Raw genomic sequence first — 25,278 nt, forward strand, 5'->3', positions numbered from 1 at the left:
TCTGCTAACAATGGTCCGTATGATAGTCATCATCCGGGCCATTTATTTTAGGGACATAAGAATATGAGCTACCAAGAAAAAAATGCAATGTCGCCAATTATGGACGCGCTAGTACCAATGGTGGTTGAACAAACTTCCCGAGGCGAACGCTCTTACGACATCTACTCACGTCTGCTGAAAGAGCGCGTGATTTTTTTAACGGGTCAAGTGGAAGACCACATGGCAAACCTTGTCGTGGCTCAGCTACTTTTCCTAGAATCTGAAAACCCAGATAAAGATATTTTCCTATACATCAACTCGCCAGGCGGCAGCGTAACAGCTGGTATGTCTATTTACGATACCATGCAGTTCATTAAGCCAAATGTCAGCACTGTGTGTATGGGTCAAGCATGTTCAATGGGTGCCTTCCTGCTTGCAGGTGGTGCGCCAGGTAAGCGTTACGTACTGCCTAACTCTCGTGTAATGATCCACCAACCATTGGGTGGTTTCCAGGGTCAAGCTTCTGATATCCAAATCCATGCTCAGGAAATCCTGACGATTAAACAGAAGCTAAACAAGTTGTTAGCAGAACATACAGGCCAACCTCTTGAAGTCATTGAGCGCGATACTGATCGTGATAACTTCATGTCATCAGAGCAGGCTGTGGAATACGGTATCGTGGATGCAGTGTTAAGCCACCGTGGCGAGTAATTAGCCAGCGCATTTTGGCAAAAATTGATATACACTCATTCATGAAGAGTAAAGGCTAAGAGGTTAGCGAATGACAGATAAAAGCAAAGAAAGTGGCAGCGGTAAATTGCTGTACTGTTCTTTCTGCGGCAAAAGTCAGCACGAAGTTCGCAAGCTAATCGCAGGTCCGTCAGTGTACATTTGCGACGAGTGTGTCGACTTGTGTAACGATATTATTCGCGAAGAAATCAAGGATGTTCTCCCTAAGAAAGAATCTGAAGCGTTACCAACGCCAAAACAGATCCGTGAACACCTTGATGACTATGTGATCGGGCAAGATTACGCGAAAAAAGTGCTCGCAGTTGCGGTATATAACCACTACAAGCGTTTACGCAATGGTGATACAACGAGCGAAGGTGTGGAGCTTGGTAAGAGTAACATCCTTCTAATTGGTCCTACAGGTAGCGGTAAAACACTACTTGCGGAGACATTAGCTCGATTCTTGGATGTGCCATTTACAATGGCAGACGCGACGACACTAACCGAAGCCGGTTACGTAGGTGAAGACGTTGAAAACATCATCCAAAAGCTTCTGCAAAAATGTGATTACGATGTAGCTAAAGCAGAACGCGGCATCGTTTACATTGATGAAATTGATAAGATTTCACGCAAAGCTGAAAACCCATCTATTACGCGTGACGTATCTGGTGAAGGTGTTCAGCAGGCGCTACTAAAACTTATCGAAGGTACGGTTGCATCGGTTCCACCTCAAGGTGGTCGTAAGCATCCTCAGCAAGAATTCCTACAAGTGGACACATCTAAGATCCTGTTCATTTGTGGTGGTGCTTTTGCTGGCTTAGACAAGGTGATTGAGCAGCGTGTTGCAACAGGTACAGGTATTGGCTTTGGTGCTGAAGTTCGTTCGAAGAATGAATCGAAGACGGTAGGTGAGCTATTTACTCAAGTTGAACCTGAAGACTTAGTGAAGTACGGCCTCATTCCAGAATTCATTGGTCGTCTACCTGTAACAACAACACTGACTGAGCTTGATGAAGAAGCGTTGATTCAGATCCTATGTGAACCGAAGAACGCACTGACCAAGCAATATGCAGCATTGTTTGAGCTAGAAAACGCCGAACTTGAATTCCGTGAAGATGCGCTGCGCGCTATCGCGAAAAAAGCAATGGAGCGTAAAACAGGTGCTCGTGGCTTACGCTCGATTCTTGAAGGCGTGCTACTTGAAACCATGTACGAATTACCATCTGCAACAGACGTTAGTAAAGTCGTGATTGATGAGTCCGTCATTAATGGCGAGTCAGAGCCACTGCTTATTTACAGTAACGCAGACAATCAGGCAGCTGGAGCAGAGTAAATTCAGCCATAATGAAAAAGGAGGTAAGTAATTACCTCCTTTTTTTATTTCTCTTATTGAATCCAAACAATTAGCCCCCATATACTGCCTTAAGTAATACGTTAAACGTGAAAGCGGAAGAGAGAATTATATGAACTTGGAACGTTCCGAGCGTATCGAGATCCCGGTACTACCTCTACGTGACGTAGTGGTCTACCCACACATGGTTATTCCATTGTTTGTTGGTCGTGAGAAATCGATTAGCTGTCTAGAAACGGCGATGGAAACCAACAAACAAGTTCTTCTTGTGGCACAAAAGCAAGCGGACACTGACGAGCCTACGGTTGACGACCTATTTGACGTAGGTACGGTAGCCACCATTCTCCAGCTCTTGAAGCTTCCGGATGGCACAGTAAAAGTATTGGTCGAAGGCCAGCAGCGAGCAAAAATCAATCACTTTAAAGAGAGTGACTTCTTCCTAGCGGAAGCTGAATTTGTTGTTACGCCAGAATTGGATGAGCGTGAGCAAGAAGTGATTGTTCGCAGCGCGATTAATCAGTTTGAAGGGTTCATTAAGCTAAACAAGAAGATTCCACCAGAAGTGCTAACGTCACTTAATGGTATCGACGAAGCCGCACGCTTAGCGGATACCATTGCGGCTCATATGCCGTTAAAGTTGGTGGATAAGCAGCAAGTGCTTGAAATTGTTGACGTCACTGAGCGTCTGGAATTCCTGATGGGCCAGATGGAATCAGAGATCGACTTGCTGCAAGTTGAAAAACGAATTCGTGGTCGCGTTAAAAAGCAAATGGAAAAATCTCAGCGTGAGTATTATCTGAATGAGCAAATGAAAGCGATTCAGAAAGAACTTGGTGAGATGGAAGACGCACCAGACGAGTTCGAAACGCTACAGAAGAAGATTGACGAATCAAAAATGCCTCAAGAGGCACGTGAAAAGACAGAGCAAGAGCTGCAAAAGCTCAAGATGATGTCTCCAATGTCTGCTGAAGCAACAGTGGTTCGTAGCTACATCGATTGGATGGTCAGCGTTCCTTGGGCTAAGCGCTCAAAAGTTAAGAAAAACTTAGCGAAAGCAGAAGAGGTTCTTAATGAAGATCACTACGGTCTAGAACGCGTCAAAGAACGTATCCTTGAATACTTGGCGGTTCAAAACCGTATCAACAAGCTAAAAGGTCCTATCCTTTGTCTTGTTGGTCCTCCTGGTGTCGGTAAAACATCTCTTGGTCGTTCAATTGCTTCAGCTACAGGCCGTAAGTATGTTCGTATGGCGTTGGGTGGTGTGCGTGATGAAGCGGAAATTCGTGGTCACCGTCGTACTTATATCGGCTCATTACCAGGCAAATTGATCCAGAAGATGTCGAAGGTTGGTGTGAAGAACCCGCTGTTCTTATTGGACGAAATCGACAAAATGTCTTCCGATATGCGTGGTGATCCAGCATCGGCTCTGCTAGAAGTACTTGATCCTGAACAGAATAACTCGTTCAACGATCACTACCTAGAAGTGGATTACGATCTCTCTGACGTTATGTTTGTTGCGACATCGAACTCGATGAACATCCCGGGTCCATTGTTAGACCGTATGGAAGTTATTCGTTTATCTGGTTACACCGAAGACGAGAAGCTGAACATTGCAAAACGTCACCTTGTTGATAAACAAGTGAAGCGTAATGGCTTGAAAGCGGATGAAATCGTCATTGAAGATTCTGCGATTATTGGCATCATTCGTTACTACACGCGTGAAGCGGGTGTCCGTAACTTAGAGCGTGAGATTTCTAAGATCTGCCGTAAAGCGGTGAAGAACATCTTGCTGGATAAGGACATCAAGTCAGTAACGGTAACGATGGACAACCTAAAAGAGTACTTAGGTGTTCAACGTTTCGATTACGGTAAAGCGGATGAAAGTAACCGAATTGGTCAAGTAACTGGCCTAGCTTGGACAGAAGTGGGTGGCGATCTATTAACGATTGAAACTCAATCAATGCCAGGTAAAGGTAAGCTGACACAAACGGGTTCTCTTGGTGATGTGATGCAAGAGTCTATCCAAGCAGCAATGACAGTGGTTCGCTCTCGTGCAGAAAAGCTAGGTATCAATACTGACTTCTACGAGAAGAAAGATATTCACGTACACGTACCGGAAGGCGCGACACCAAAAGATGGCCCAAGTGCGGGTACAGCAATGTGTACGGCATTGGTTTCTTCTCTGACAGGCAACCCTGTGAAAGCAGAAGTAGCGATGACGGGTGAAATCACACTGCGTGGTGAGGTTCTACCTATCGGCGGCCTAAAAGAGAAGTTACTTGCGGCACACCGTGGTGGCATTAAGACAGTGCTAATTCCAAAAGATAACGAGCGTGATCTGGAAGAGATTCCTGATAATGTTATCGCTGATCTGAAAGTTATCCCTGTACAGTGGATTGATGAAGTACTGAAAGTCGCACTAGAGCGAGACCCGACGGGCGTTGAGTTTGAGTCTCAAAAATAGTGATGTGTAGCAAAAATAAGTAAAAGTTTACGCTGATAAGCCCAAAAAGGCTTGTCAGCGTTTTTTTTGGGCGCTAAGTTAGTTTCGATAGCTGCCAGCCCTTGATGAATAAGGGGTGGAGCATATTTTCTTAACAATGGAACGAAAGTCATCACAAAAATAATCACAGATGACACAAAGGGGAAATTACAGTGAATAAAACTCAGTTAGTAGAACAAATCGCAGAAAATGCAGATATTTCTAAAGCGTCAGCGGGTCGTGCTCTAGATGCATTCATCGAAGCAGTAAGCGGAACTCTTCAATCTGGTGATCAAGTCGCTCTAGTTGGCTTTGGTACATTCAGCGTTCGTACTCGTGCTGCACGTACTGGTCGTAACCCAAAAACTGGTGAAGAAATCCAAATCGCAGAAGCAAAAGTACCAGCTTTCAAAGCTGGTAAAGCACTGAAAGACGCTTGTAACTAATCACGGCGTTATTTCTGTAACCGGCCATTTGCTTAACTTTTGCTCAAACAATAAGTTTCGAACAAAAATTTACAAACTTCGAGCCGAACTTTCTTAAATTATGCGCATCATACTGATGCGCATTTCTTTTTCTGATATTATTGCGCCATTATTTCTATTAGATAGAAGCAGTAGGCTTCAATTGTGGAGAGCAGTTAAATTATGATGGATCGACTACGCGAAGGCGTGAATAGCATCGCGGTCAAAATTATCCTTGGACTTATCATCCTGTCTTTCGTATTTGCAGGTGTAGGTAGCTACATCGTTGGTGGTAGCAACAACTCTGCAGCGAAAGTCGGTAACACTGAGATTCCTCGTGGTGAGTTCGAGATGGCATACCAAAATGAGCGTAACCGTATGCAAGCTCAGTTGGGTGACTACTTCTCTCAAATGCTGGCTGACCCTGCATATGTTGAATCTTTCCGCAAATCCGTTTTAGATCGAATGATCAATGACGTGTTGCTTGACCAACAAGCTGAAGCTTTGGGTCTGCGAATCAGCGACACTCAAGTGCGTAGCATGATTCTAGACATGCCTCAGTTCCAATCTAATGGTCAGTTTGATCAAGAGATCTATCAAGCTTCTTTGCGTCGTGCAGGCTTTTCGCCAGACTCTTTTGCTGAGTACATGCGTCGTGAATTGGTTCGTGAGCAACTGCTGAATGCGCTACAAAACAGTGAATTTATTCTGCCGGGTGAAGTACAAGCAGAAGGCAAGCTGTTCACTCAAACTCGTGATATTCGCACGATTCAGATCGACTTAGCGGAGTTTGCGAAAAATATTGAATTGACCGACGAAGAAATTCAAGAGTACTACAAAGCAAACCCAGACAACTTTACACGTCCAGAGCAGGTTAAAGTCTCTTACATCGAACTGTCAGCTGAAGCGCTAAAGGAACAAGTTAATGTTTCTGATGCTGAGGTGAAAAAGTACTACGACGAGCACTTAAACAAATACTCTTCAGAAGAGCAACGCCGTGTCGCTCACATTCTTGTAGAAGGGGACGATGAAGCAAAAGCGCAAGCTATCCTAGATGAGCTAAACGCGGGTGCAGACTTTGCGACGCTTGCTCAAGATAAATCTGACGATTTTGGCAGCGCTGAAAACGGTGGTGACTTAGGTTGGATCGAGCGTGATGTGATGGACCCTGCTTTTGAAGAAGCGGCATTCGCACTGAAGAACCCTGGCGATACGTCGGGTCTAGTAAAGTCGGACTTTGGCTATCACATTATCAAGCTTGAAGAGCTAAAAGATTCTGTGGCGAAGCCATTTGAAGAAGTCGCTGCTGAAATCAAACAAGAGATGGTTGACCAACAAGCTATCGATCAATTCTACGAGTTGCAAAATGAGCTTGAGCGCGTAGCGTTTGAATACCCAGACTCATTGTATGATGCTTCTCAAGCGGTTAACCAAGAAGTGAAGACAACGGACTTTATTTCTCAGGTTGATGCACCTGAAGTGCTTCGTAGCCCTGCTGTAATGCAAGCTATCCTAAGTCCTGAAGTTAAAGAAGATGGCCTAAACTCTGAAGCTATCGAAGTTGCGCCTGAGCATATTATCGTTGTTCGTGTTGAAGATGCGCGTGACGAGACAGTTCTTCCACTAGAAGAAGTGAAAGATCAGGTTGTTGCAGAGCTATCTCGTGTTAAAGGTGAGCAAGAAGCGATGGAGCTTGGAACACAAGTCGTTGCGGCATTGAAAGAAGGTAAGACGAACGTGCTTGCTGAAAACAATCTTGCCTTTGGTGAACAAGAGACAGTAGATCGTCGTTCTCCGTTGGCAACAACGGTATTCGCGATGGCAAAACCAGTCGATGGTAAACCAGTATACGGTCAGTCTAAAGATCTTGAAGGTAACATCATTATCATCGAGCTTGATGCTGTAAACGCAGAGCTAGATAGTGAGTTAGAAGATCAAGTTGCGATGCAAATGCAGCGTGCATCTTCTCAGCAAGACTTATCATCTGTACTAGCCGTACTGCGTGCAAATACTGACATTGAGTACTTTGTTGTGAGCAACTAAGCACAATTAGTGTAATTTGTATGTTGAATAAAACGGACCGCATAAGCGGCCCGTTTTATTTTTGTCTTTATGAACTTCAATCATCAATAGGCATTACTTAAATTAGTGCGCGTTTAAGTGATAGCGGCCGTTGTGAATTCCGGGTCATCTCAGTTTGTTAAATGCATAACCATATTGCTTTCCATTGCAAACTTGATAGTGACTCGCTCTCGATGACTGTTTTTAGCCTACTATTTTGGAGATTGTATGTTCAATATGAAATGGATTTTGACATTGTGCTTATTTGTTTTTGCACCTTTTAGCATGGCTGCGGATTCAGCCACTGACAAATATGAAGGAATTGAAATTACTGTAAATATCAACACGGCCACTGCTGAAGAAATTGCGACCATGTTGAAAGGTATAGGTGAGAAGAAAGCGCAGAGTATAGTGGACTACCGCGAGGAACATGGCCCTTTTAAAACGGCAGCAGATTTGAAGAGCGTAAAAGGCATTGGTGAAGCGACAGTTAAGAAAAACGAAGACCGCATTTTACTGTAGCTTGATGTATTGCAGATATTGAGTCTGAATTCAGAACAATATCTGCTTCCCTATTACTGCTTTCCCGAACCAGCCCCTCTTTCGTGGTTCGGGATTTTTTATCCGAATAAACGACGGCGAAGGCCTTTTTCCATTAAAGCCATTATTAACCCACCGAGTGCGCCAAACATATGAGCATCAATAGCAACGTTTGCACCGATAAGCTCAGCAGTACTGCTTGATGGGCCATAGACCTGCTCCCAAGCTACTTTGGCGATTAGCCCTCCGACTAACAACACACTGCTTCTTCTACTTTCAAAGACTTCTCTGAGCGCCCAAAATCCAAACAATCCGTGTAATACGCCGGATAAACCCACGTACACCGATATGTTGGTAAACAAATTCAGCGCACCAACACATGCACATAAGATTGAAAAAACGATAAGGAAGTTACGAGTGCTTGGGCGAAAAATAAAAGTAATGATCCACAATCCGGCGAGGTTCATTCCTAAGTGCGCAAAGTTGGTATGTGTGAGATTTCCTGTTACGATTCGCCACCATTCACCATGGCGTATATTGTAGCTGTGCCACTCGGTTAGGCTTGCCATTGGTTCAAATTGAAGTATCAAACAGATCACGCTGATAATACTCAGCAAGGTATAAAGGTTCACTCTATGTCTCGTTATTGTTCTCGTTGTGGAAAATCGCAAAAAGCGTGTATTTGCCAATGGATTGTACCGCTGGCAAGCGAGGTAGAACTTATCATTCTTCAGCACACGAGTGAAGAACATCGTCCGCTTGGTACGGCACGGATTCTCAATTTGAGTTTAGATAACTGTATTTGTTTGATAGGAGAGGACTTTTCTTGTGATGATGTCTTAAATCACTTATTAGCGGATGAGTCATATCAACATTTTGTTCTTTACCCATCAGAAGGGTCACGATGCATTTCTGAAATCACTCAAGCGAGTCATAGTGTATCTAAGAAAATACGTTTGATTTTGCTCGATGGTACGTGGAAAAAAGCGTACAAAATGTGGCAACTCTCAAGCAACTTACATCCACTCCCAACCGTGCAGTTGCCTAAGCAACTACAAGGGCACTACACCATTCGTAAGGCGCCCTCTGAGAATAGCTTATCGACAGTCGAGGCAGGTTATCATTCGCTTCGCCTGCTTGAACCCGAGCGCGACTTTACACCGCTTATGCATGCCTTTGAAAATATGATCGAATTCCAAATCGCCCAGATGCCTCCGGGCGTTTTTGAAAAGAATTATTTGAAAGGTTGAGTGTTACTAAAGAACGATGGAAGAGAAAAGTTGGCGGTGTAGCTTTTGTGCGTGACCATCGGTCATTGCAGAAATGTAATCGGCGATGACCCTCATCTTATTGCTTTCGCTCTTCGCCTGACACCACAGCTCTTTTGTATGAACGGGTAGTAAGCGCTCTGGGTCTGCTGTTAACGCTTCAAAAATATCCATAATAATTTGCTGACCCTTATACTCAACGATCTGGACCTGCGGGACTTGGATAACGAAGGTGCTGACAAAGTGCTTGAGTACGTCAAGTGCACGTGCCATCTGTGGTTCTAAACACGCATTCCAAGAAAGTAAAGGGTTATTAAACGGCTCATCCACCGCTTTGATTGAAATGCTGGTCAGTAGCGCGTTAACCATACCACCGATGGCATCTTTCCGCTCATGGTGCTTACCGCTAAATAGCATCTGTCCGATGGAATCGATATGAGCTTCAAACCACGGGTCGCCACAGTCCGCTAATTGACTTGCTGCGCCTTCTTGCCATTGCTGACGTGTCACCATACCAAGTACGATTGCATCTTCTAAATCATGAACACCGTAGGCGATATCATCTGCTAGCTCCATGATTGAGCAATCGAGTGATTTAAAACGCGTTTTACTGTGCTCAAACTCCGATTCTGGCGTTGAACGCATCAGACTAAGCAATGCCTTGTCGTTGTCAGAAAGCGGTGCAATTACCCAATCAAATAAGTCTTTATCACAATCATAAATGCCTTTAGCTGGGCTCCAATCTTTTGCTTTTAGTTTACGTTGATGCTCGGCTGGTTGAGGCAACTTGACGGAGCGTGTTTGACTAATGAGGGCAGGGTACTTAATCAAACCAAGCAGTGTGCGGCGTGATAAATTCATTCCGAAATGCTCAGTATAAGGCTCTAACTTAGTGACGATACGAAAGGTTTGGGCGTTCCCCTCGAAGCCGCCATGTTCGCGCATTACGTAGTTTAGAGCGACTTCTCCCCCATGACCGTATGGAGGATGCCCGATGTCGTGCGCTAAACATAATGAATCAATTAAGCTGTCTGATGGTAATAGATCACGGAACTCTGGCTGTTTTTTCTTTAGTTGGGCGACGATACCAGTCCCGAGTTGCGACGCTTCTAAGGAGTGTGTTAACCGGCTGCGGTGAAAGTCTTCCAAGCTATTACCGTGTACTTGGGTTTTTGCTTGTAGGCGTCGAAATGCAGCCGAGTGAAGAATGCGCGCTCGGTCTCGTTGGTACGGGCTCCGATGGTCGTCTCGACGGATTTTATGCTCATCATCATGGCGCTCTTGCCATTGCGGGTGTAATTCAAACGACACGATTATCTCCGTAAGCTAACTGATTTCATCTAACGATAATTCGAAACTTGGGGCAAAGGTATTGAGAAAGTAATCCATTTCAGGCGTTCTGCGTTCTTGCAAAGTGACGTCTAAGCGTTTTTTTGCCAGAGCGAACTCATGGTTACCGGCGCTTAGTTCTTCGAGACATTTTAAATAGGCACAGATGGAATCGGCTTGCTTAACGATTTTTGCGTCCTCTTCGTGTGCAGAGTGAGAAAGAAGATAGGGGGCAAAATCATCGTGGAACTCTTCCGGTAACATTGAGAGTAATTTTTGTTCCGCTGCCGATTCTATCTTCTTATATTCTTTGGCAATTTCAGGGTTGTAATACTTCACTGGAGTTGGAAGATCACCCGTTAATACTTCACTGGAGTCATGGTACATGGCCAGAATCGCGATGCGTTCTGGATTAAGGTTGCCGCCGAACTTTTTGTTTTTAATTAGGGCAAGGGCATGAGCGACAAAAGCAACTTGTAAGCTATGCTCTGAAACGTTTTCTGGTGAGACGGACCGCATTAAAGGCCAGCGTTGGATCAGCTTCATTCGAGCCAGGTGGGCGAAAAAATGGCTTTCTTTCATGGCTTTCTCCGTTTCTGGTGTAAAAAAGGAACTCACTAGGAGTTCCTCTAAGCATATGAGAGATCAGCACTAATTACTACCAGTGATTCATTACTGGCTGTAGGTTGATAGGAATCTTTCAAAACGTCCAATGGCGATTTCTAGATCTTCAACGTGCGGTAGTGTCACGATGCGGAAGTGGTCTGGTTTTGGCCAGTTAAAACCGGAACCTTGCACCAGTAAGACCTTCTCTTGTTTTAAGAAATCTAAAACCATCTGCTGATCGTTCTTGATGTTGTACATTTTAGTGTCGATTTTCGGGAAGAGGTACATCGCACCCTTAGGTTTAACACAAGAAACACCAGGAATCTGATTGATCAGTTCATACGCTCGGTTGCGCTGCTCTAATAAGCGTCCGCCTGGTAAAATCAGTTCATTGATACTCTGGTATCCACCTAACGCGGTTTGAATGGCATGTTGCATTGGTACGTTTGCACATAAACGCATCGATGAAAGCAGCTCCAAGCCATTCACGTATCCTTGAGCTAGATGTTTAGGCCCCGTTAGGAACATCCAGCCACCACGGAAACCACAAACACGGTAGGCTTTTGAAAGGCCATTGAATGTCATGACTAGCACGTCTTCAGTGAGTGTAGCGACTGAGGTATGTGTTGCACCGTCGTACAACACTTTGTCGTAGATCTCATCTGCGAAAATGATCAGTTTGTGCTGGCGTGCTATCTCAATCACTTCAAGTAGGAAGTCACGGCTGTATACCGCACCTGTCGGGTTGTTCGGGTTGATCAGAACAATGCCACGTGTCTTTGGTGTGATTTTCTTTTTGATGTCTTCAAGGTCTGGGTACCAGTCAGCTTCTTCATCACATAGATAATGAACCGGCTTACCACCAGATAGTGCAACTGAAGCTGTCCATAACGGATAGTCTGGTGCTGGGATCAGCATTTCGTCGCCATTGTTTAATAGCGCTTGCATGGCCATTACGATCAACTCAGACACGCCGTTACCTACATACACATCTTCGACATCTAGCGAGCGTATACCTTTACGCTGATAGTGTTGGACCACAGCTTTACGAGCAGAGTAAATGCCTTTGGAATCACAATAGCCTTGAGAAGTCGGCAGATTACGAATCACGTCGACTAAAATCTCATCAGGGGCGTCAAAACCAAATGGGGCAGGGTTACCAATGTTTAGCTTTAGGATTTTATGCCCTTCTTCCTCCATGCGCTTAGCATGTTTGAGTACAGGACCCCTAATGTCGTAGCAGACATTGTCGAGTTTTGACGACATCCCGATATTTTGCATTGTTTAATTCCTAAAAATTCGTTAATTTCTTTATTAAAATACAATAATTTGTTTTTTATTAGAATATATATCTGTAAATAATCTGTCTGCTGGTTAAGTTTTGCTCGCTTGCTATCACAGGATTTCGCAAAAGATCGCATACGACCTTGATTTGCTTTGGGTCTAAACTTAGAGTAGCCGTCAGTTACCATTTATCCTCACATACAACGAGGTTGATTTGTCACAGTTCCATCAAGCCGTAAAGAGAATTATCGAGCGAGTTCAGCAATCGGAAGGCAATCAAACACGTCTGGTCGAGCCCCTTAGCGAGAAACCTAATTTCTCATTTATTGATTGGCTTGATGCACAACCACTTTTCCCTAAGTTTTATTGGCAGTCCCGCGATACACGTGAAGAGGTCGTTGCACTAGGGCAATTGCACGCTTTTGTTGAGCCAGGTCCTGCTTATACCATTCTAGGTGAAGGGCAAAGAGTCTGGGGCGGGCGCTCTTTTGATGGACAGCATGAGAAGAATCGTCGCTGTATGCCTTCTTTTTTCTTTTTGCCTCAAATTGAGTTAATTCGTTTTGACCAACAGTGGTCTCTCGCAGTTAATATTTCAGAAGACAAAGCGCGAACTCTAGCTGGGTTGAATAAACTGGTTTGTGAGGTCGCGGCCTTAGCTCCAATTTCGTCTCACATCCGCTCTATTGTTCACACGCCAAGTCAGCCTCAATGGAATGAGTTAGTTCATAAGGTTCTGACTGGTATAGAGAATGATGATTTTAAGAAAGTGGTTTTAGCGCGTCGCTCTACCGTGCAGCTTGATAACACATTAAGTGCTGCACAGCTACTTAAAGCAAGTTACTTAAATAACCATCATAGCTTCCATTTCATGCTGAGCTTAGACAGTAAGCACAGTTTTATGGGGTCTACGCCAGAACGTTTGTATTCTCGCGTAGGGCATGAGCTACATACCGAAGCGTTAGCAGGTACGATTGGTCGGGGAGACAATGCCACTCAAGATATGGAGTTGGCGAATTGGTTATCCCAAGACCAAAAGAACCTCAACGAAAACCAGTATGTGGTGGACGACATCATTGATCGTCTATTACCGCATTCTGAAATGGTTGAAGTGGAAGCTGAACCGAGTTTGGTCAGACTACGAAAAGTGCAGCACCTTAAGCGAAATATTCACGCTAGTCTAAGAGCGGGGATAAATGGTGTTCAGTTGTTATCGGCGCTTCAGCCAACAGCGGCGGTTGCTGGCTTACCCCGACAAGAGTCCATGCAGTTTATTCTTGATAATGAGCCCTTTGCACGCGGCTGGTACGCGGGGTCAATGGGTTATATAAGCCATGAACGAGCAGAGTTTTGTGTCGCAATCAGAAGCGCGCTTGTGCTCGGTGATCAAGTACAACTGTTTGCGGGCGCAGGGATTGTGCCTGGTTCTGTGGCAGAACATGAGTGGGCAGAACTTGATAAGAAAATGTCGACGTTACTTACGCTGATTTCTGATCATCCGCCATTGGGAGTCGCATCATGAGTCATGACCAAGCGGTGCTCAATCGAGTTTGGTCAGAAACCATATTGATTGAGCTTCAGCGATTTGGCGTTAAGCATGTTTGTATCGCTCCCGGATCTCGTTCTACTCCTTTAACTTTAGAAGCGGCAGAACAGTCCGACTTTTCCATTCATACTCATTTTGATGAGCGTGGATTGGGCTTTATGGCTCTTGGTTTAGCGAAAGCTACTCAGGAACCCGTGGCAATTATCGTTACCTCTGGTACGGCAGTGGCGAACTTATTACCGTCGGTTGCCGAAGCCAAACTTACTGGTGAAAAACTGGTGCTGCTGACAGCAGATCGTCCAGTAGAACTTGTCGGCTGTGGTGCAAACCAAGCGATAAATCAATTGGGTATTTTTTCACATCATGTTTCGGCCAGTTTGAATTTACCAAGCCCAAATTTAGCAACGTCGCTTAACTGGTTGCTGACCTCTGTTGACGAAGTGATGTTTACTCAGCAATTGCAGGGTAGTGCCGTTCATATTAATTGTGCATTTCCAGAGCCTTTGTATTCCAACGGCGCAAAAGCGGATTATCAAACCTACTTAGATTCGGTCGCCGGATGGCGAAAAGGAAGCGGCACTTATACTCAGCGTTTTAGCCATTTGTCACAGGCGAACATCCCGCCTTTTTCAGACAAAAAAGGCTTGGTTGTGATTGGCAGCTTACCGCTTGAACAAGCGAAGTCGGCGCAGGCATTTGCACAAAAGATGGGATGGCCAGTACTTGCAGACCCGCAAAGTGGTCTCAGTTCGGATTGGGCGTATTACGATGTATGGCTTCAACTTCCCGAGTTCGTAAACGAGCTTGAATCTTGTGAACTTATTATCCAATTTGGTAGCCGAATCATCTCCAAACGTTTGAACCAATGGATTGATAAACAAGTATCGAAAAATCAACAAAGTAAAGACGTTCAGTATTGGTATGTCTCACCTTGTATGGACCGGAATAACCAAAATCATCTGGCGCAAACGCACTGGGTTGAGCCTCCTAAAACGTGGGTTTCTCGCATTAGTTTTGAGAAGTCAATATTTGCTGGGTGGGCTGATAGGTTAGCGAATGACGTTAAGCGAGTTCATCAACGTATCGAAGAAGCCTTCCTATCTGATTCAGCGTCTGCCATTGACGAAATTGCGTTGGCAGCAGACATCAACGAGCGCACAAAGAACGTAGATGTTTTCTTGGGTAATAGCTTGTTTGTTCGGCTTGTTGATATGTACGGAAAATTGGATGGTGTAGAGGTTTTCACTAATCGAGGCGCATCAGGGATTGACGGTTTGTTTGCTGCGGCATCAGGCGTGCAACGGGCAAGAGGTAATCCGTTACTAATGTATATCGGTGACACAGCAGCACTTTATGATCTCAATTCTCTGGCGCTATTTTCTCACAATAAACTGCCGGCGGTACTTGTTGTTACTAATAATGACGGCGGTGCGATTTTTGATATGTTGCCAGTACCACCAGAGCGCAGAACGACATATTATCAAATGCCTCATGGTTATCAGTTTGAACACGCGGCAAAGCAGTTTGGTTTGGCGTATTTGCATGTTTCTACACTGGAGCAATTCCAATCATCTGTAAAAGAGCATTTATGTCACCGCCAAGGAACGTTGCTGGTCGAGGTTCAAACCCCACCTAATCAAGCTGCTGAGACACTCAAGGCATTTAATAAGAGTCTGAATGCTTTACTTTGAACGTTTCCCTGTATTAGAAAAACACCAAAGTAGAACGTTGCCCACTTTGGTGTTTTTGCATGGCTTGCTTGGTAGCGGTGAAGATTGGCAAGCGTGTATCAACGCGTTACCCGAGTATGAACGTGTTACGGTTGACCTCCCTGGTCATGGGCACAGCCAATCTATTTCTTGCAGCGATCTGAATGATTGCTGCAAACTTCTTGGTTCCACACTATCTTTATTATTTCCCTCACAACAACCACTTATTTTGATTGGTTACTCTATGGGCGGCCGCATTGCGATGCATGGTATTGCCCATCAATGCTTTCCAGATCTCAATATTGCGGGCGCGATTGTTGAAGGGGGAAACTTCGGGCTTCAAACTGAGTCAGAGAAACAGGTGAGATTAGAGAATGATGCTCGCTGGGCAATGCGTTTCAAAACTGAACCACTTGAACGTGTTTTGAACGATTGGTACCAACAAGCGGTGTTTTCTTCACTAAACCATGAGCAAAGACAAACATTCATTGCGAAGCGAAGTGATAATCTTGGCTCAGCGGTGGCGAATATGTTGATGGCGACATCGTTAGCCAAACAGGCATATTTGTTGCCCTCACTGCAAAAGCAGAACATACCAGTGTATTACTTGTGTGGTGAGAAAGACCAAAAATTTAGCCAACTGGCACAACATAGCGGGTTGGCGTATCGACAAGTTGAAGGCGCTGGTCATAACGTCCATCAAGAGCAGCCCAAACAGTTTGCGATACATACCAAGCAAATAATTCAGTCTCACTTTGGTGAGAGTAACGAGAACAATGGGAATCACCATGGCTAAAACAGTAGGCATTTCTGAAGAAGAACTTTACGCTCCGGTTCAATGGAAAGATTGCGGCGAGAAATACGAGGACATTCATTACCATAAGTCTGAAGATGGTATCGCGAAAATCACCATTGCGCGTCCTCAAGTGCGTAACGCGTTTCGTCCTCAAACGGTAAAAGAGATGATTGATGCGTTGGCAGATGCGCGTTACGACTCTGGTGTTGGCGTGATCATTCTGACAGGTCTAGGTGAAGACGCATTCTGTTCTGGCGGCGACCAGAAGATCCGTGGCGACTATGGCGGCTATAAAGACGACCAAGGTACGCACCACCTAAACGTATTGGACTTCCAGCGCGATATTCGTACTTGTCCAAAACCAGTTATCGCATCGGTAGCGGGTTGGGCTGTTGGCGGTGGTCACGTTCTGCACATGATGTGTGACCTAACGATTGCAGCTGACAACGCTCAATTTGGTCAAACAGGCCCTAAAGTGGGTTCATTTGATGGCGGTTGGGGTGCATCTTACATGGCTCGCATCGTAGGCCAAAAGAAAGCTCGCGAAATTTGGTTCCTATGTCGTTTCTACAATGCTCAAGAAGCGGTAGACATGGGCCTAGTAAACACAGTTGTACCACTAGCGGATCTAGAGAAAGAAACCGTTCGTTGGTGTCGTGAAGTACTACAGCACAGCCCAATGGCATTGCGCTGCCTGAAAGCTGCATTAAACGCAGATTGTGATGGTCAAGCGGGTCTGCAAGAGCTAGCGGGTAACGCAACGATGATGTTCTACATGACTGATGAAGGCCAAGAAGGTCGTAATGCCTTTAACGAGAAGCGTCGCCCAGACTTCGATAAATTCCCTCGCAACCCATAATCCGTCTAAATGAGGAGCGTGTTAGCTCCTCTGTTCCTTTTTTCCTGAGCGCCTCGCCCTCTGGGAGGCTGGTGGGATTGCTCGTCAGAACGCTCAAATATACGGCATTACATAGGACTTGAATTATGCGTGAAGCGAAAATTTATCGTTATAGCTTGCCCATGGATAGTGGTGTCATCCTACGTGACAACAAGCTAACCGAACGTGTTGGTTATGTTGTTGCGCTTTCCGAAGATGGTAAAACAGGGCTTGGAGAAGTCGCTCCTCTTCCTGGTTTTAGCTTAGAGAGCACCGAAGATGCGGGTGTTCAGCTACAAGAACAGGCGGAGCGTTGGGTAGCAGAGTTGGATGTGGATTATGCCAAGATGTACCCGTCGGTTGCGTTTGGTTTATCGATGGCACAGCTTGAATTAGCTGGTGGCTTACCACAACAAGGTAAATACCAAACAGCGCCACTATGCACTGGCGACCCAGATGAGCTCATTCCAAAGCTGAACGAAATGGAAGGTGAGAAAGTCGCTAAGGTGAAAGTTGGACTTTATGAGCCAATTCGCGATGGCATGCTTGTGAACCTTTTTCTTGAATCAATCCCTCAATTAACGCTTCGACTCGATGCCAATCGCGCTTGGACACCAGAAAAAGCGCAGCAGTTCGCTAAGTACATTGCTCCGTCTCTGCGTCAACGAATCACGTTTCTAGAAGAGCCGTGCCGCTCTCCTGGCGATAGTCTCTCTTTTGCGATTAATACTGGTATTGCTATCGCTTGGGATGAAACATTGCAAGATGCGGTTCGTCGTGAAGATTTCCGTCTTGAAGATCTAACTGGTGTGAAAACGATCATCATCAAACCCACACTCATTGGTTCAGTGGATTTTTGTATTACACTGATAGAGAAAGCGAAGTCACTGGGGATGAAAGCAGTGATTAGCTCGAGCATTGAATCCAGTCTCGGTTTAACTCAATTAGCGCGCTTTGCCCAATGGCAGCTGCCTGATGAAGTTCCAGGTTTGGATACGATTGGCTTATTCAAAGCTCAGCTAGAGCAGGGCTGGCCTAAGTGTGAACTTCCCGTTCTTCCTCTAAAAGACCAGGAGATTGTGTGGCATTCTGCGTAGACAATATTGCGAAGGCACCATGGAAATATTGGGCTCAAACGAGCCCTTTTTCTATTGCACTCAAGACATCAACAGAAGTATTAAACTGGCAACAACTCTCGAAGCGTATTGACCAATACACTCACTATTTGAATGACTTGGGTGTAACTCGGGGGGATGTGCTGACTTTGGTTGGCAAGAACCAAGTAGAAACACTGTTGTTTTATCTTGCCTCCAAACAGTTAGGCGCGCTCGCTGCGCTGACCATGGAACAACCACTAGATAAGTTGCAGGGTAAGCTTGCTACACTTTACAGGCCTGATCAAACTCGGTTTATCTGGTTTTCTCTGGAGTGCGCTTCGACCTTTTCTGAACATGATATACAAAAACTCAAGGCAACATTGCTTTCACCGCCTGTAGTATCACAGAAAGAGAGTGATTCGTTGACTGAAGATAGCTATCATCATGACCGGCTAGCTTCAGTAGTATTTACTTCTGGCTCTACAGGGGAGCCTAAAGCTGTGGTTCATACACATCGACAGCATCTTGCGTCTGCAGAGGGCTTGTTGCAGGAGTTCATTTTCACTCAGCAAGATGCTTGGCTATTATCGCTTCCGCTGTATCACGTCTCTGGATTAGCGATTGTCTATCGTTGGCTATATGTCGGAGCAACACTAAAAGTCGGTTCAGGGAAACTTGTTGATGATGTTCAGGGCGTATCACACGCTTCTTTGGTTGCGACTCAGCTCAAACGGTTATTGGATGATGATGCACATTTGTCATTGACACATGTGCTACTGGGCGGCAGTCACGTTGATCATGAGTTGGCACTACGAGCATCAGGGCAAGGCATTGAGACGTGGTTAGGTTATGGGATGACGGAGGCGGCCTCTACCGTTACCGCAAAGAGAATTGACAGCACCAGTAATGCTGGACATGTATTGAAGCACCGTAAGATAAAATTAGTTGACCAACGCATTTTTGTTGGCGGTAAGACATTAGCGGCAGGGTATTTCCATCAAGGACATGTTACCCCATTTCTGGATGAGAAAGGCTGGTTTGACAGCAAAGATCTTGGCGAGTGGCAAGGTGATGAATTAAAGATAATCGGCCGTGCCGACAATCAGTTTATCTCTGGTGGTGAGAATATCCATTGTGAAGAGATTGAAGCCGCTTTGAACCAAATTGATGGTGTAGTGCAGAGTATAGTGGTTCCAGTCGAAGACGCGGAGTTTGGTCATAGACCAGTAGCTGTGATTCAGACCAATGGATTGCGCAGCAAATCGGAGTATGACCAGCATTTGCAATCAAAATTAGAGAAGTTTAAATGGCCAGTGGAATACCACGTAATGCCACAAACTCTACTAGAAGGTGGGATCAAAATTTCGCGTAAGGCAGTGAAAGAGTGGCTGCTGTCATCACTTCAGCATTAGTCAATTTTGCTATGTATTAGTCATAAAGAGAATTTCGTATCCTAATAACTCTGAATCATAATTATGCTTCTTCGTGGAGAGAAAATGCATAAGGTTCAGGATGGCAAAGCTAGTTTTAATTGCGGCAGTAGCACTACAAATTGGTATCGCGATAAGTAGTGAAGGGCTAGCCCGCTCTGTTGCAGAGCTAACGGCATTTTTGATCGCTATTGCGTTGGTCGTTATATACAAAAATAGCAAACGGGAAATGCCGTCCCCTCAACGCGATAAGCAGACCACCAATATCTAAAACAGTAACCAACTTAGAGAAGTGGTCGAAATTAACACCCACAGAGTCACACCAAACAACAGCGGCTTAGCTCCAGCTGACTTTAGTTTTGAAATTGAAATGCTGCAACCTATCAAGAACAGACATACAACCAACGCTTGCTTTGCTCCAATGAAAATGCCGTGATAGACCATTTCAAATTGAGGAAAGAAGTCGCTAAACGCGATAGCTGCACAGTACCAAAAAATGAAATAAGGGATAGCTAGTTTTTTCTTTCCATACTCTTTTTGGCCTCTTGAAAAGATGACGGCACTGATCAAAGCAACAGGAATGATCCATAAAGCGCGCGCGAGTTTCAATGTTGTTGCCGTCGTTAGTGCTTCTTCCCCATAGGCCGAGGCAGCCCCGACAACAGAAGATGTGTCATGAATGGCAATGGCAGCCCATGTGCCAAACGTGTGTTGATCTAGCCCTAAAGCATGTCCAATCACAGGAAACACAAAGAGTGCAATGGAGTTCAGGACAAACACTGTTGCCAGTGCTAATCCAATCTGCTCGTCTTTCGCTTTAATCGCCGGTGCCACAGCAGCAATTGCGCTACCACCACAAATTGCAGTACCTGATGAGATTAAGTAAGCGGTTACTCGCTCCAATTTAATTACCCTGGCAATGAGAGTGCCCATGATCAGTGTGCCTGTAATAGTGGCGATGATCAGGCCGATACCATCCGATGTGACTGCAAGTGCTTGCTCAAAGTTGATGCCAAAGCCTAAGCCAATAATCGAGTAAGACAGCAGCTTTTTAGTAAAAGAAGCGATGGGCAGCTCGGAAGGCACAAAACCAAAACTTGCGAGTAGAAAACCGATAACTAGAGCAATGGGAGAGGAGGCAAGAGGGGTTAGACAAAAAAGTAACGCCAATCCAAACAGGAGGTAGTTTCTATTCAAGGTTTTTATTCGCTGTTGTGAATGAAAGGGAGAGTATATCGCACTGGGTGTGGTCAGTTTGTCTTAATGATTTGAACACATGTTCAGTTATTCTAAACATGTGTTCAAGCGTATTTTATCGCCAGTCGCCTCTGAGTTGATGCACTTTATCGAACATTGTTTTTGCCGTTGCCTCATTTGGTGGCACTGGTTGTCCTGCTTCAATTTCTAGCTTTGACCAAAATCGAGTCGGTAAGCCACAGCATGCGCGACCCTTTGCGCGGCTGAAATAGCTTCCCCATAAGCCTTTAAGTGCAACAGGTATGACAGGTACTGGACTACGACGTAGGATTATATCAATACCGCGCATGAATTCATTCATTTCACCATCTGACGTTAATCTTCCTTCAGGGAATATACAGACGATATGACCTTCGCTTAGCGCGGCTTCCACATCGTTAAATGCACGTCTGATAGAGCTTCTGTTACTCGCTGAAATTGGAATTACCCCAGTTCGACGTAAAAAGCGCCTTAATGGAGGTAGGTTGGCGTAATCTTCCTCCATCACAAAACGAATCAACCTTGGGCATACGGCACTAAGTAGCAATGCATCCATGTAGCTTACATGATTACATACAATCAATGCCCCACCATGCTCGGGTAGGTTGTGTAGATTCTTATGCTTAACTCGATAGATGGTGTGCGTAAGCATCCACATGACAAAGCGAACTACAAAAATAGGAATTTGCAAAAAGATGTAAGCGGCGACTAAGAAATTTAAAATGGCTAACAATGCAAACAGCTGAGGAATTGTCATCTTGATTACACTTAGGCACACAATACCTAAGACAGCGCTGCCGACCATAAACAGAGAGTTAAAAATGTTGAGCCCTGCGATGACTTGAGCACGTTCGGTTTCCTTTGCTCGATGCTGCATTAATGCGTAAAGAGGCACGATAAATAAACCGCCCGAAGCGCCAATCATCAATAGGTAGAAAAATAATGGCCAAAAAGGCTCATATCTAAAGAAGTCTACAAAGTTATGGAAAGTAGGTAGATCATTGGGAATGGAAGTGGCCATTAGGTACCCAAATACCGTAATGCCAAAGGCACCAATTGGCACAATACCGACTTCGATACGATGGTTTGAGATCCAATTGCAAAGTAGCGACCCTAGCGCGATACCAATGGAAAATAGAGCGAGCAAGAAAGACACCGCACTCTCGGTGCCATTTAGGTAAATCTTAGTGAAATTCGGAAATTGTGTTAGATATGCGGCGCCTAAAAACCAAAACCAGCTTATTGCCATTATGCATTGAAAAACAACTCGATCGGATTTGGCGATAGAGAGCGTGTGTTTGGTTTGCTTGTATGGTTGCCAACGAAAAGAGAGATTGGGCGCGCTGGCTGCAGCAAAGGGGATTGAGCGGCTCGACAAGTAGCCTAACAATGCGAAGATCACGACACAAAATGCGGCAAGGTATTTTGCGTTGTCTGCAGAGGCAATAATCCCAGCGCCTAAGGTGCCAATAAGGATGGCGATAAAGGTACCAGCTTCAACAAGAGCGTTGCCGGGCACTAACTCTTTAGCATTTAACTTTTGAGGCAAAAGGGCATATTTAATTGGGCCAAAAAATGCTGACTGTGTGCCCATTAAAAACAGTAGCAATAAAAGCACACCATAACTTTCGGTTATGAATCCGATGGCACCCAAGAGCATGATGGCTATTTCAAATAGTTTAACCTTACGAATAAACCATGACTTTTCATATTTGTCGGCTAATACGCCAGCGGAAGCAGAGAACAAAAAGAACGGTAGAATGAACAAGCCTGCCGCAAGGTTGATGAACAAATTGCTCGAAATAGGCAGTGCACTGGAGCCCGCGAATGCGACAAACAACAGCAAAACGTTTTTAAAAATATTGTCGTTGAAAGCGCCAAAAAACTGAGTAATGAAATAGGGCAGGAACTTTCTCTGCGTAAGTAACGACGGCTGTCTGTCGGATGACATGGATAATCCTTTGTTACCAGTTCGTGAGATAGTTAGAAAGAAGATTACTGATCAACTCTTTGCCATCAATAGGTTCACTAGAGAAAAACTTATCATCAACACTGAGTAAAGTAATGCCATGTACGCCAGACCAAAGGACTCGACTCGCTTGAATCACTTCGGATTCAGTACGATGTGGTGCGATTTGAGCCAATAGTGACTCTAGCATTCCCGTCATACCATCGATACGTTTGGCATGCCATTCCGGAAGTTCTGCTCCATTCATGTTGTGTTCGAACACTAACTGCCAACGGTATGGGTGTTTTTGAGCAAAATCGTGGTAGCAATAAGCGAGTTCAAAAAGCGCTTGATGGGAGTCTTTGCTGTCATTAGTCGCTTTGCGTGCTTCTTGAGATAACTCATCTAAAGTTTGAGCGACAACATGAAGCAACAACAAATTATAATTACCAAAAACATTTACCAATGTGCTTGGCACGTAACCAATCATGTTAGCGATTTTACGAAGACTGAGTTCGTGGTAAGAATTCTCATCTAAAAAGTTTTTGACCGTTGTTAACGTCAAATTCACTAACTCTTCTCGGGTGTGATCGTTTCTGCGCGCCATACTCTCAAACTACTTTATTGAACATCGTTCAATATGATAGTCAGCTACCTATTAACCGTCAACAAGGCAATGTGTCCAAGTGCCCTCAAGGTGTAGGATTCTGAGCTGTGTCACTGATTCTAATTCAAGTAAAACAATCTGGAGTATTAGTGAACTTATTCCATACTTTTTTTACATTGATCAAGCGCCTTCAGCTGAATTGTAAGCAGTGTGAGCAGTCTGCATTTTTGGCAATATTCTGATACATGTCAGCTTCTATAAGCTATTTTCATCAATCGGTATACAGAGTATGATGACTTAAAAATCATCTTTGGCGTGCTACTGTTTGAAACAACGATTGTTTCGTCTTGAAAATGGGGCACTATCTTAGATAGCTAACTTTAAGGATAACGATGAAACGTTTATTTTCTATTGTTGCTTTATTGATGTTTACTGTTGCTGTAACGCCTATAGCGGAAGCGAAGAAGTTTGGTGGCAGTAAGTCTTTCGGTAAGAGCTACAAAACTGCACCAGCACCGAAACAACAGCAACAAAACACCAATACGGTCGGCAAAGATCAGACGACAAAGTCTTCAAGTAAGAAAGGCCTTATGGGTGGTCTGCTAGGCGGACTTCTTGCTGGTGGTCTACTTGCTGCATTCTTTGGCGGTGCTTTTGAAGGTATCCAGTTTATGGATATCCTAATTATTGGTTTGATTGCCTTTGTCATCTTTAAACTAATGCGCGGTATGCTAGGTGCGAAGCAGGGCAGTATGAACCAGCATCGTCAACAGCCTGCATTTGGTGGCAACGCATCTAAGTTTGAGCAACCAAACATGCAAAACTTTGAGCAACAACCAAACACAAATAATGGTGGCTTTGGTGGTTTTGGCGCTCAAACAGACGTACCACATAACTACCCACCGGGTTTTGACCAAGCAGCGTTCATTAATGGTTCTCGTGAACACTATCGAATCCTGCAAGGTGCGTGGAATCACAACCAGTTAGAAACTATTGAAGAATATGTTTCTCCAAGCTTGTTTGAAGACCTAAAAGCAGAGCGCGCGAAGCTCGACGGTGAGCAGCATACTGACGTAATGTACGTTGATGCGGAGATCGTCCGTGCTGATTACGATGCAAATAAAGCACAGCTTAGTCTGCAGTTTAGCGGTCGTTACCGTGACACAGTAGAAGGTGTTGAAGAAGAAATCGAAGATATCTGGCACCTAGAGCGTGACTTGACTACGCCTAATGCGCCATGGTTAATCGTTGGCATTCAAGGCTAGTCACCTTTAAACCAATTTAGTCACTAGTAAAAATCCCGCATCCCCTGCGGGATTTTTTGTATCTATCATTTGTATTTCTTGTACGTGTTTTTATACAAACATCACTAATTGAGTCCGCTTGATAACTTTTGCTCTAATTTTGCGAGCCCACTTTTTCTAGTAAGTCCTAAAGTGTTTTCCTATTTATATTGAACATTCATATTAAGGCCATACGAACTAACAAAATCAAAATAGCTAGTACATTGTTTGTAGGGTAAAGATCTGCTCCTCAGCCTTTTGTTTGTGGAGTTTCACATGGGGTTGGTTGCTTTAGTGAGATTGAGTATAGGTTATACCAATCGTAGTAAATAACTGGTCATTCTAGCTTGTTAAAATACTCGATAACTGCGTTGCAATTTTTGATTGTAGAATAACTACTTATCAAAAAATTGCGCCTTGTTCTCAAGCATTTTCCCTACGCTATTTCTGATCACTTATTTACCGTGATAGGTATTCAATCGAGCAGAGTTTCGGTTAGGAGTGAAAGGTTCGTTGTAGTAGGACTATGCTATCAAGATCCTGAAACGAAAAAAGCCAGCTCAATGAGCTGGCTTCTTCAATATGGTGGAGGGGGACGGATTCGAACCATCGAAGGCAGTGCCGGCAGATTTACAGTCTGCTCCCTTTGGCCACTC

The 25,278-nt window shown here is 44.6% G+C and carries 22 protein-coding genes; 15 read left to right on the forward strand and 7 right to left on the reverse strand.

Features of this window, described 5'->3' with window-relative positions:
* Window positions 1–63 precede the first annotated feature (63 nt).
* From clpP to R7F67_RS13560, 6 genes are all read left to right on the forward strand, one after another.
* A complete protein-coding gene (clpP, locus tag R7F67_RS13535; protein WP_005382347.1) occupies window positions 64–690 on the forward strand; it encodes an ATP-dependent Clp endopeptidase proteolytic subunit ClpP in 627 nt (208 codons plus the stop codon).
* Between the two features lie 70 nt (window positions 691–760).
* On the forward strand, window positions 761–2,041 hold the full coding sequence (clpX, locus tag R7F67_RS13540) for an ATP-dependent protease ATP-binding subunit ClpX (RefSeq protein WP_005382345.1): 1,281 nt from the start codon (window positions 761–763) through the stop codon (window positions 2,039–2,041).
* 130 nt (window positions 2,042–2,171) lie between these two features.
* Complete coding sequence (gene lon / locus R7F67_RS13545; RefSeq protein WP_005384300.1) at window positions 2,172–4,523, forward strand: endopeptidase La; 2,352 nt, start codon at window positions 2,172–2,174, stop codon at window positions 4,521–4,523.
* 191 nt (window positions 4,524–4,714) lie between these two features.
* Window positions 4,715–4,987, forward strand: a complete 273-nt coding sequence (locus R7F67_RS13550; protein WP_005382341.1) for an HU family DNA-binding protein — start codon at window positions 4,715–4,717, stop codon at window positions 4,985–4,987.
* Between the two features lie 201 nt (window positions 4,988–5,188).
* Complete coding sequence (gene ppiD, locus R7F67_RS13555) at window positions 5,189–7,048, forward strand: peptidylprolyl isomerase (protein WP_137281804.1); 1,860 nt, start codon at window positions 5,189–5,191, stop codon at window positions 7,046–7,048.
* 255 nt (window positions 7,049–7,303) lie between these two features.
* On the forward strand, window positions 7,304–7,588 hold the full coding sequence (locus R7F67_RS13560; RefSeq protein WP_031777211.1) for a ComEA family DNA-binding protein: 285 nt from the start codon (window positions 7,304–7,306) through the stop codon (window positions 7,586–7,588).
* 98 nt (window positions 7,589–7,686) lie between these two features.
* On the opposite strand, the gene rrtA is transcribed toward R7F67_RS13560, so the two are convergent.
* Window positions 7,687–8,238 carry a rhombosortase gene (rrtA, locus tag R7F67_RS13565; RefSeq protein ID WP_318057222.1) on the reverse strand — a complete coding sequence of 184 codons (552 nt, stop codon included), beginning with the start codon at window positions 8,236–8,238 and terminating at the stop codon, window positions 7,687–7,689.
* A gap of 3 nt (window positions 8,239–8,241) precedes the next feature.
* Between rrtA and R7F67_RS13570 the strand changes: the two genes are divergently transcribed.
* Window positions 8,242–8,856 carry a tRNA-uridine aminocarboxypropyltransferase gene (locus R7F67_RS13570; RefSeq protein ID WP_054575199.1) on the forward strand — a complete coding sequence of 205 codons (615 nt, stop codon included), beginning with the start codon at window positions 8,242–8,244 and terminating at the stop codon, window positions 8,854–8,856.
* A gap of 6 nt (window positions 8,857–8,862) precedes the next feature.
* Here R7F67_RS13570 and R7F67_RS13575 read toward each other — a convergent pair whose 3' ends face one another.
* From R7F67_RS13575 to R7F67_RS13585, 3 genes are all read right to left on the reverse strand, one after another.
* Entirely contained in the window at window positions 8,863–10,185 is a 1,323-nt protein-coding gene (locus tag R7F67_RS13575) for an anti-phage deoxyguanosine triphosphatase (protein ID WP_047009478.1), read from the reverse strand.
* A 15-nt stretch (window positions 10,186–10,200) separates the two neighbouring features.
* Complete coding sequence (yfbR, locus tag R7F67_RS13580; RefSeq protein WP_017634778.1) at window positions 10,201–10,785, reverse strand: 5'-deoxynucleotidase; 585 nt, start codon at window positions 10,783–10,785, stop codon at window positions 10,201–10,203.
* Between the two features lie 90 nt (window positions 10,786–10,875).
* A complete protein-coding gene (locus R7F67_RS13585) occupies window positions 10,876–12,090 on the reverse strand; it encodes a pyridoxal phosphate-dependent aminotransferase (protein ID WP_005384283.1) in 1,215 nt (404 codons plus the stop codon).
* Window positions 12,091–12,307: 217 nt separating this feature from the next.
* Here R7F67_RS13585 and R7F67_RS13590 point away from each other — a divergent pair, with 217 nt between their 5' ends.
* The 7 genes from R7F67_RS13590 to R7F67_RS13620 all read left to right on the forward strand — a co-directional run bounded on the left by R7F67_RS13590 (window position 12,308) and on the right by R7F67_RS13620 (window position 19,819).
* Window positions 12,308–13,615 (forward strand): isochorismate synthase MenF, encoded by a 1,308-nt coding sequence (locus R7F67_RS13590; protein WP_053303262.1) that lies wholly within the window; start codon window positions 12,308–12,310, stop codon window positions 13,613–13,615.
* Window positions 13,612–15,330: a 2-succinyl-5-enolpyruvyl-6-hydroxy-3-cyclohexene-1-carboxylic-acid synthase gene (menD, locus tag R7F67_RS13595; protein WP_054576731.1), complete on the forward strand. Its 1,719-nt coding sequence runs from the start codon at window positions 13,612–13,614 to the stop codon at window positions 15,328–15,330. The genes R7F67_RS13590 and menD overlap by 4 nt, the downstream gene beginning before the upstream one ends.
* On the forward strand, window positions 15,317–16,144 hold the full coding sequence (gene menH / locus R7F67_RS13600) for a 2-succinyl-6-hydroxy-2,4-cyclohexadiene-1-carboxylate synthase (RefSeq protein ID WP_054576732.1): 828 nt from the start codon (window positions 15,317–15,319) through the stop codon (window positions 16,142–16,144). Before menD ends, menH begins: the two co-directional genes overlap by 14 nt.
* A complete protein-coding gene (menB, locus tag R7F67_RS13605) occupies window positions 16,137–17,003 on the forward strand; it encodes a 1,4-dihydroxy-2-naphthoyl-CoA synthase (protein ID WP_005382318.1) in 867 nt (288 codons plus the stop codon). The genes menH and menB overlap by 8 nt, the downstream gene beginning before the upstream one ends.
* Before the next feature lie 125 nt (window positions 17,004–17,128).
* Window positions 17,129–18,118, forward strand: a complete 990-nt coding sequence (gene menC / locus R7F67_RS13610) for an o-succinylbenzoate synthase (protein WP_042524032.1) — start codon at window positions 17,129–17,131, stop codon at window positions 18,116–18,118.
* On the forward strand, window positions 18,103–19,530 hold the full coding sequence (gene menE / locus R7F67_RS13615; RefSeq protein WP_085569941.1) for an o-succinylbenzoate--CoA ligase: 1,428 nt from the start codon (window positions 18,103–18,105) through the stop codon (window positions 19,528–19,530). The genes menC and menE overlap by 16 nt, the downstream gene beginning before the upstream one ends.
* Before the next feature lie 100 nt (window positions 19,531–19,630).
* Window positions 19,631–19,819: a hypothetical protein gene (locus R7F67_RS13620; RefSeq protein WP_158173745.1), complete on the forward strand. Its 189-nt coding sequence runs from the start codon at window positions 19,631–19,633 to the stop codon at window positions 19,817–19,819.
* Here the strand turns inward: R7F67_RS13620 and R7F67_RS13625 are convergent.
* From R7F67_RS13625 to R7F67_RS13635, 3 genes are all read right to left on the reverse strand, one after another.
* Window positions 19,816–20,745, reverse strand: coding sequence for a YeiH family protein (locus R7F67_RS13625; RefSeq protein WP_262643690.1), 930 nt, complete (start codon window positions 20,743–20,745; stop codon window positions 19,816–19,818). The genes R7F67_RS13620 and R7F67_RS13625 overlap by 4 nt on opposite strands.
* Before the next feature lie 115 nt (window positions 20,746–20,860).
* Window positions 20,861–22,735, reverse strand: coding sequence for an MFS transporter (locus R7F67_RS13630; RefSeq protein WP_262602743.1), 1,875 nt, complete (start codon window positions 22,733–22,735; stop codon window positions 20,861–20,863).
* A 13-nt stretch (window positions 22,736–22,748) separates the two neighbouring features.
* Complete coding sequence (locus R7F67_RS13635; RefSeq protein WP_005382308.1) at window positions 22,749–23,339, reverse strand: TetR/AcrR family transcriptional regulator; 591 nt, start codon at window positions 23,337–23,339, stop codon at window positions 22,749–22,751.
* Between the two features lie 392 nt (window positions 23,340–23,731).
* Here R7F67_RS13635 and R7F67_RS13640 point away from each other — a divergent pair, with 392 nt between their 5' ends.
* Window positions 23,732–24,604, forward strand: coding sequence for a Tim44 domain-containing protein (locus tag R7F67_RS13640; RefSeq protein WP_054577992.1), 873 nt, complete (start codon window positions 23,732–23,734; stop codon window positions 24,602–24,604).
* Window positions 24,605–25,278: the final 674 nt, after the last annotated feature.

The sequence above is a fragment of the Vibrio sp. YT-17 genome (assembly GCF_033337375.1).
Classification (GTDB): Bacteria; Pseudomonadota; Gammaproteobacteria; order Enterobacterales; family Vibrionaceae; genus Vibrio; species Vibrio alginolyticus.

Bases quoted from the DNA above. Each gene is read 5' to 3' on its own strand.
- R7F67_RS13620 (WP_158173745.1), top strand. From the start codon at position 19,631: ATGGCAAAGCTAGTTTTAATTGCGGCAGTAGCACTACAAATTGGTATC.
- menH (WP_054576732.1), top strand. From the start codon at position 15,317: ATGCTTTACTTTGAACGTTTCCCTGTATTAGAAAAACACCAAAGTAGA.
- clpP (WP_005382347.1), top strand. From the start codon at position 64: ATGAGCTACCAAGAAAAAAATGCAATGTCGCCAATTATGGACGCGCTA.
- R7F67_RS13635 (WP_005382308.1), bottom strand. From the start codon at position 23,339: ATGGCGCGCAGAAACGATCACACCCGAGAAGAGTTAGTGAATTTGACG.
- R7F67_RS13560 (WP_031777211.1), top strand. From the start codon at position 7,304: ATGAAATGGATTTTGACATTGTGCTTATTTGTTTTTGCACCTTTTAGC.
- lon (WP_005384300.1), top strand. From the start codon at position 2,172: ATGAACTTGGAACGTTCCGAGCGTATCGAGATCCCGGTACTACCTCTA.
- menB (WP_005382318.1), top strand. From the start codon at position 16,137: ATGGCTAAAACAGTAGGCATTTCTGAAGAAGAACTTTACGCTCCGGTT.
- R7F67_RS13585 (WP_005384283.1), bottom strand. From the start codon at position 12,090: ATGCAAAATATCGGGATGTCGTCAAAACTCGACAATGTCTGCTACGAC.
- yfbR (WP_017634778.1), bottom strand. From the start codon at position 10,785: ATGAAAGAAAGCCATTTTTTCGCCCACCTGGCTCGAATGAAGCTGATC.
- R7F67_RS13630 (WP_262602743.1), bottom strand. From the start codon at position 22,735: ATGTCATCCGACAGACAGCCGTCGTTACTTACGCAGAGAAAGTTCCTG.
- ppiD (WP_137281804.1), top strand. From the start codon at position 5,189: ATGATGGATCGACTACGCGAAGGCGTGAATAGCATCGCGGTCAAAATT.
- R7F67_RS13640 (WP_054577992.1), top strand. From the start codon at position 23,732: ATGAAACGTTTATTTTCTATTGTTGCTTTATTGATGTTTACTGTTGCT.
- R7F67_RS13570 (WP_054575199.1), top strand. From the start codon at position 8,242: ATGTCTCGTTATTGTTCTCGTTGTGGAAAATCGCAAAAAGCGTGTATT.
- clpX (WP_005382345.1), top strand. From the start codon at position 761: ATGACAGATAAAAGCAAAGAAAGTGGCAGCGGTAAATTGCTGTACTGT.
- menC (WP_042524032.1), top strand. From the start codon at position 17,129: ATGCGTGAAGCGAAAATTTATCGTTATAGCTTGCCCATGGATAGTGGT.
- menD (WP_054576731.1), top strand. From the start codon at position 13,612: ATGAGTCATGACCAAGCGGTGCTCAATCGAGTTTGGTCAGAAACCATA.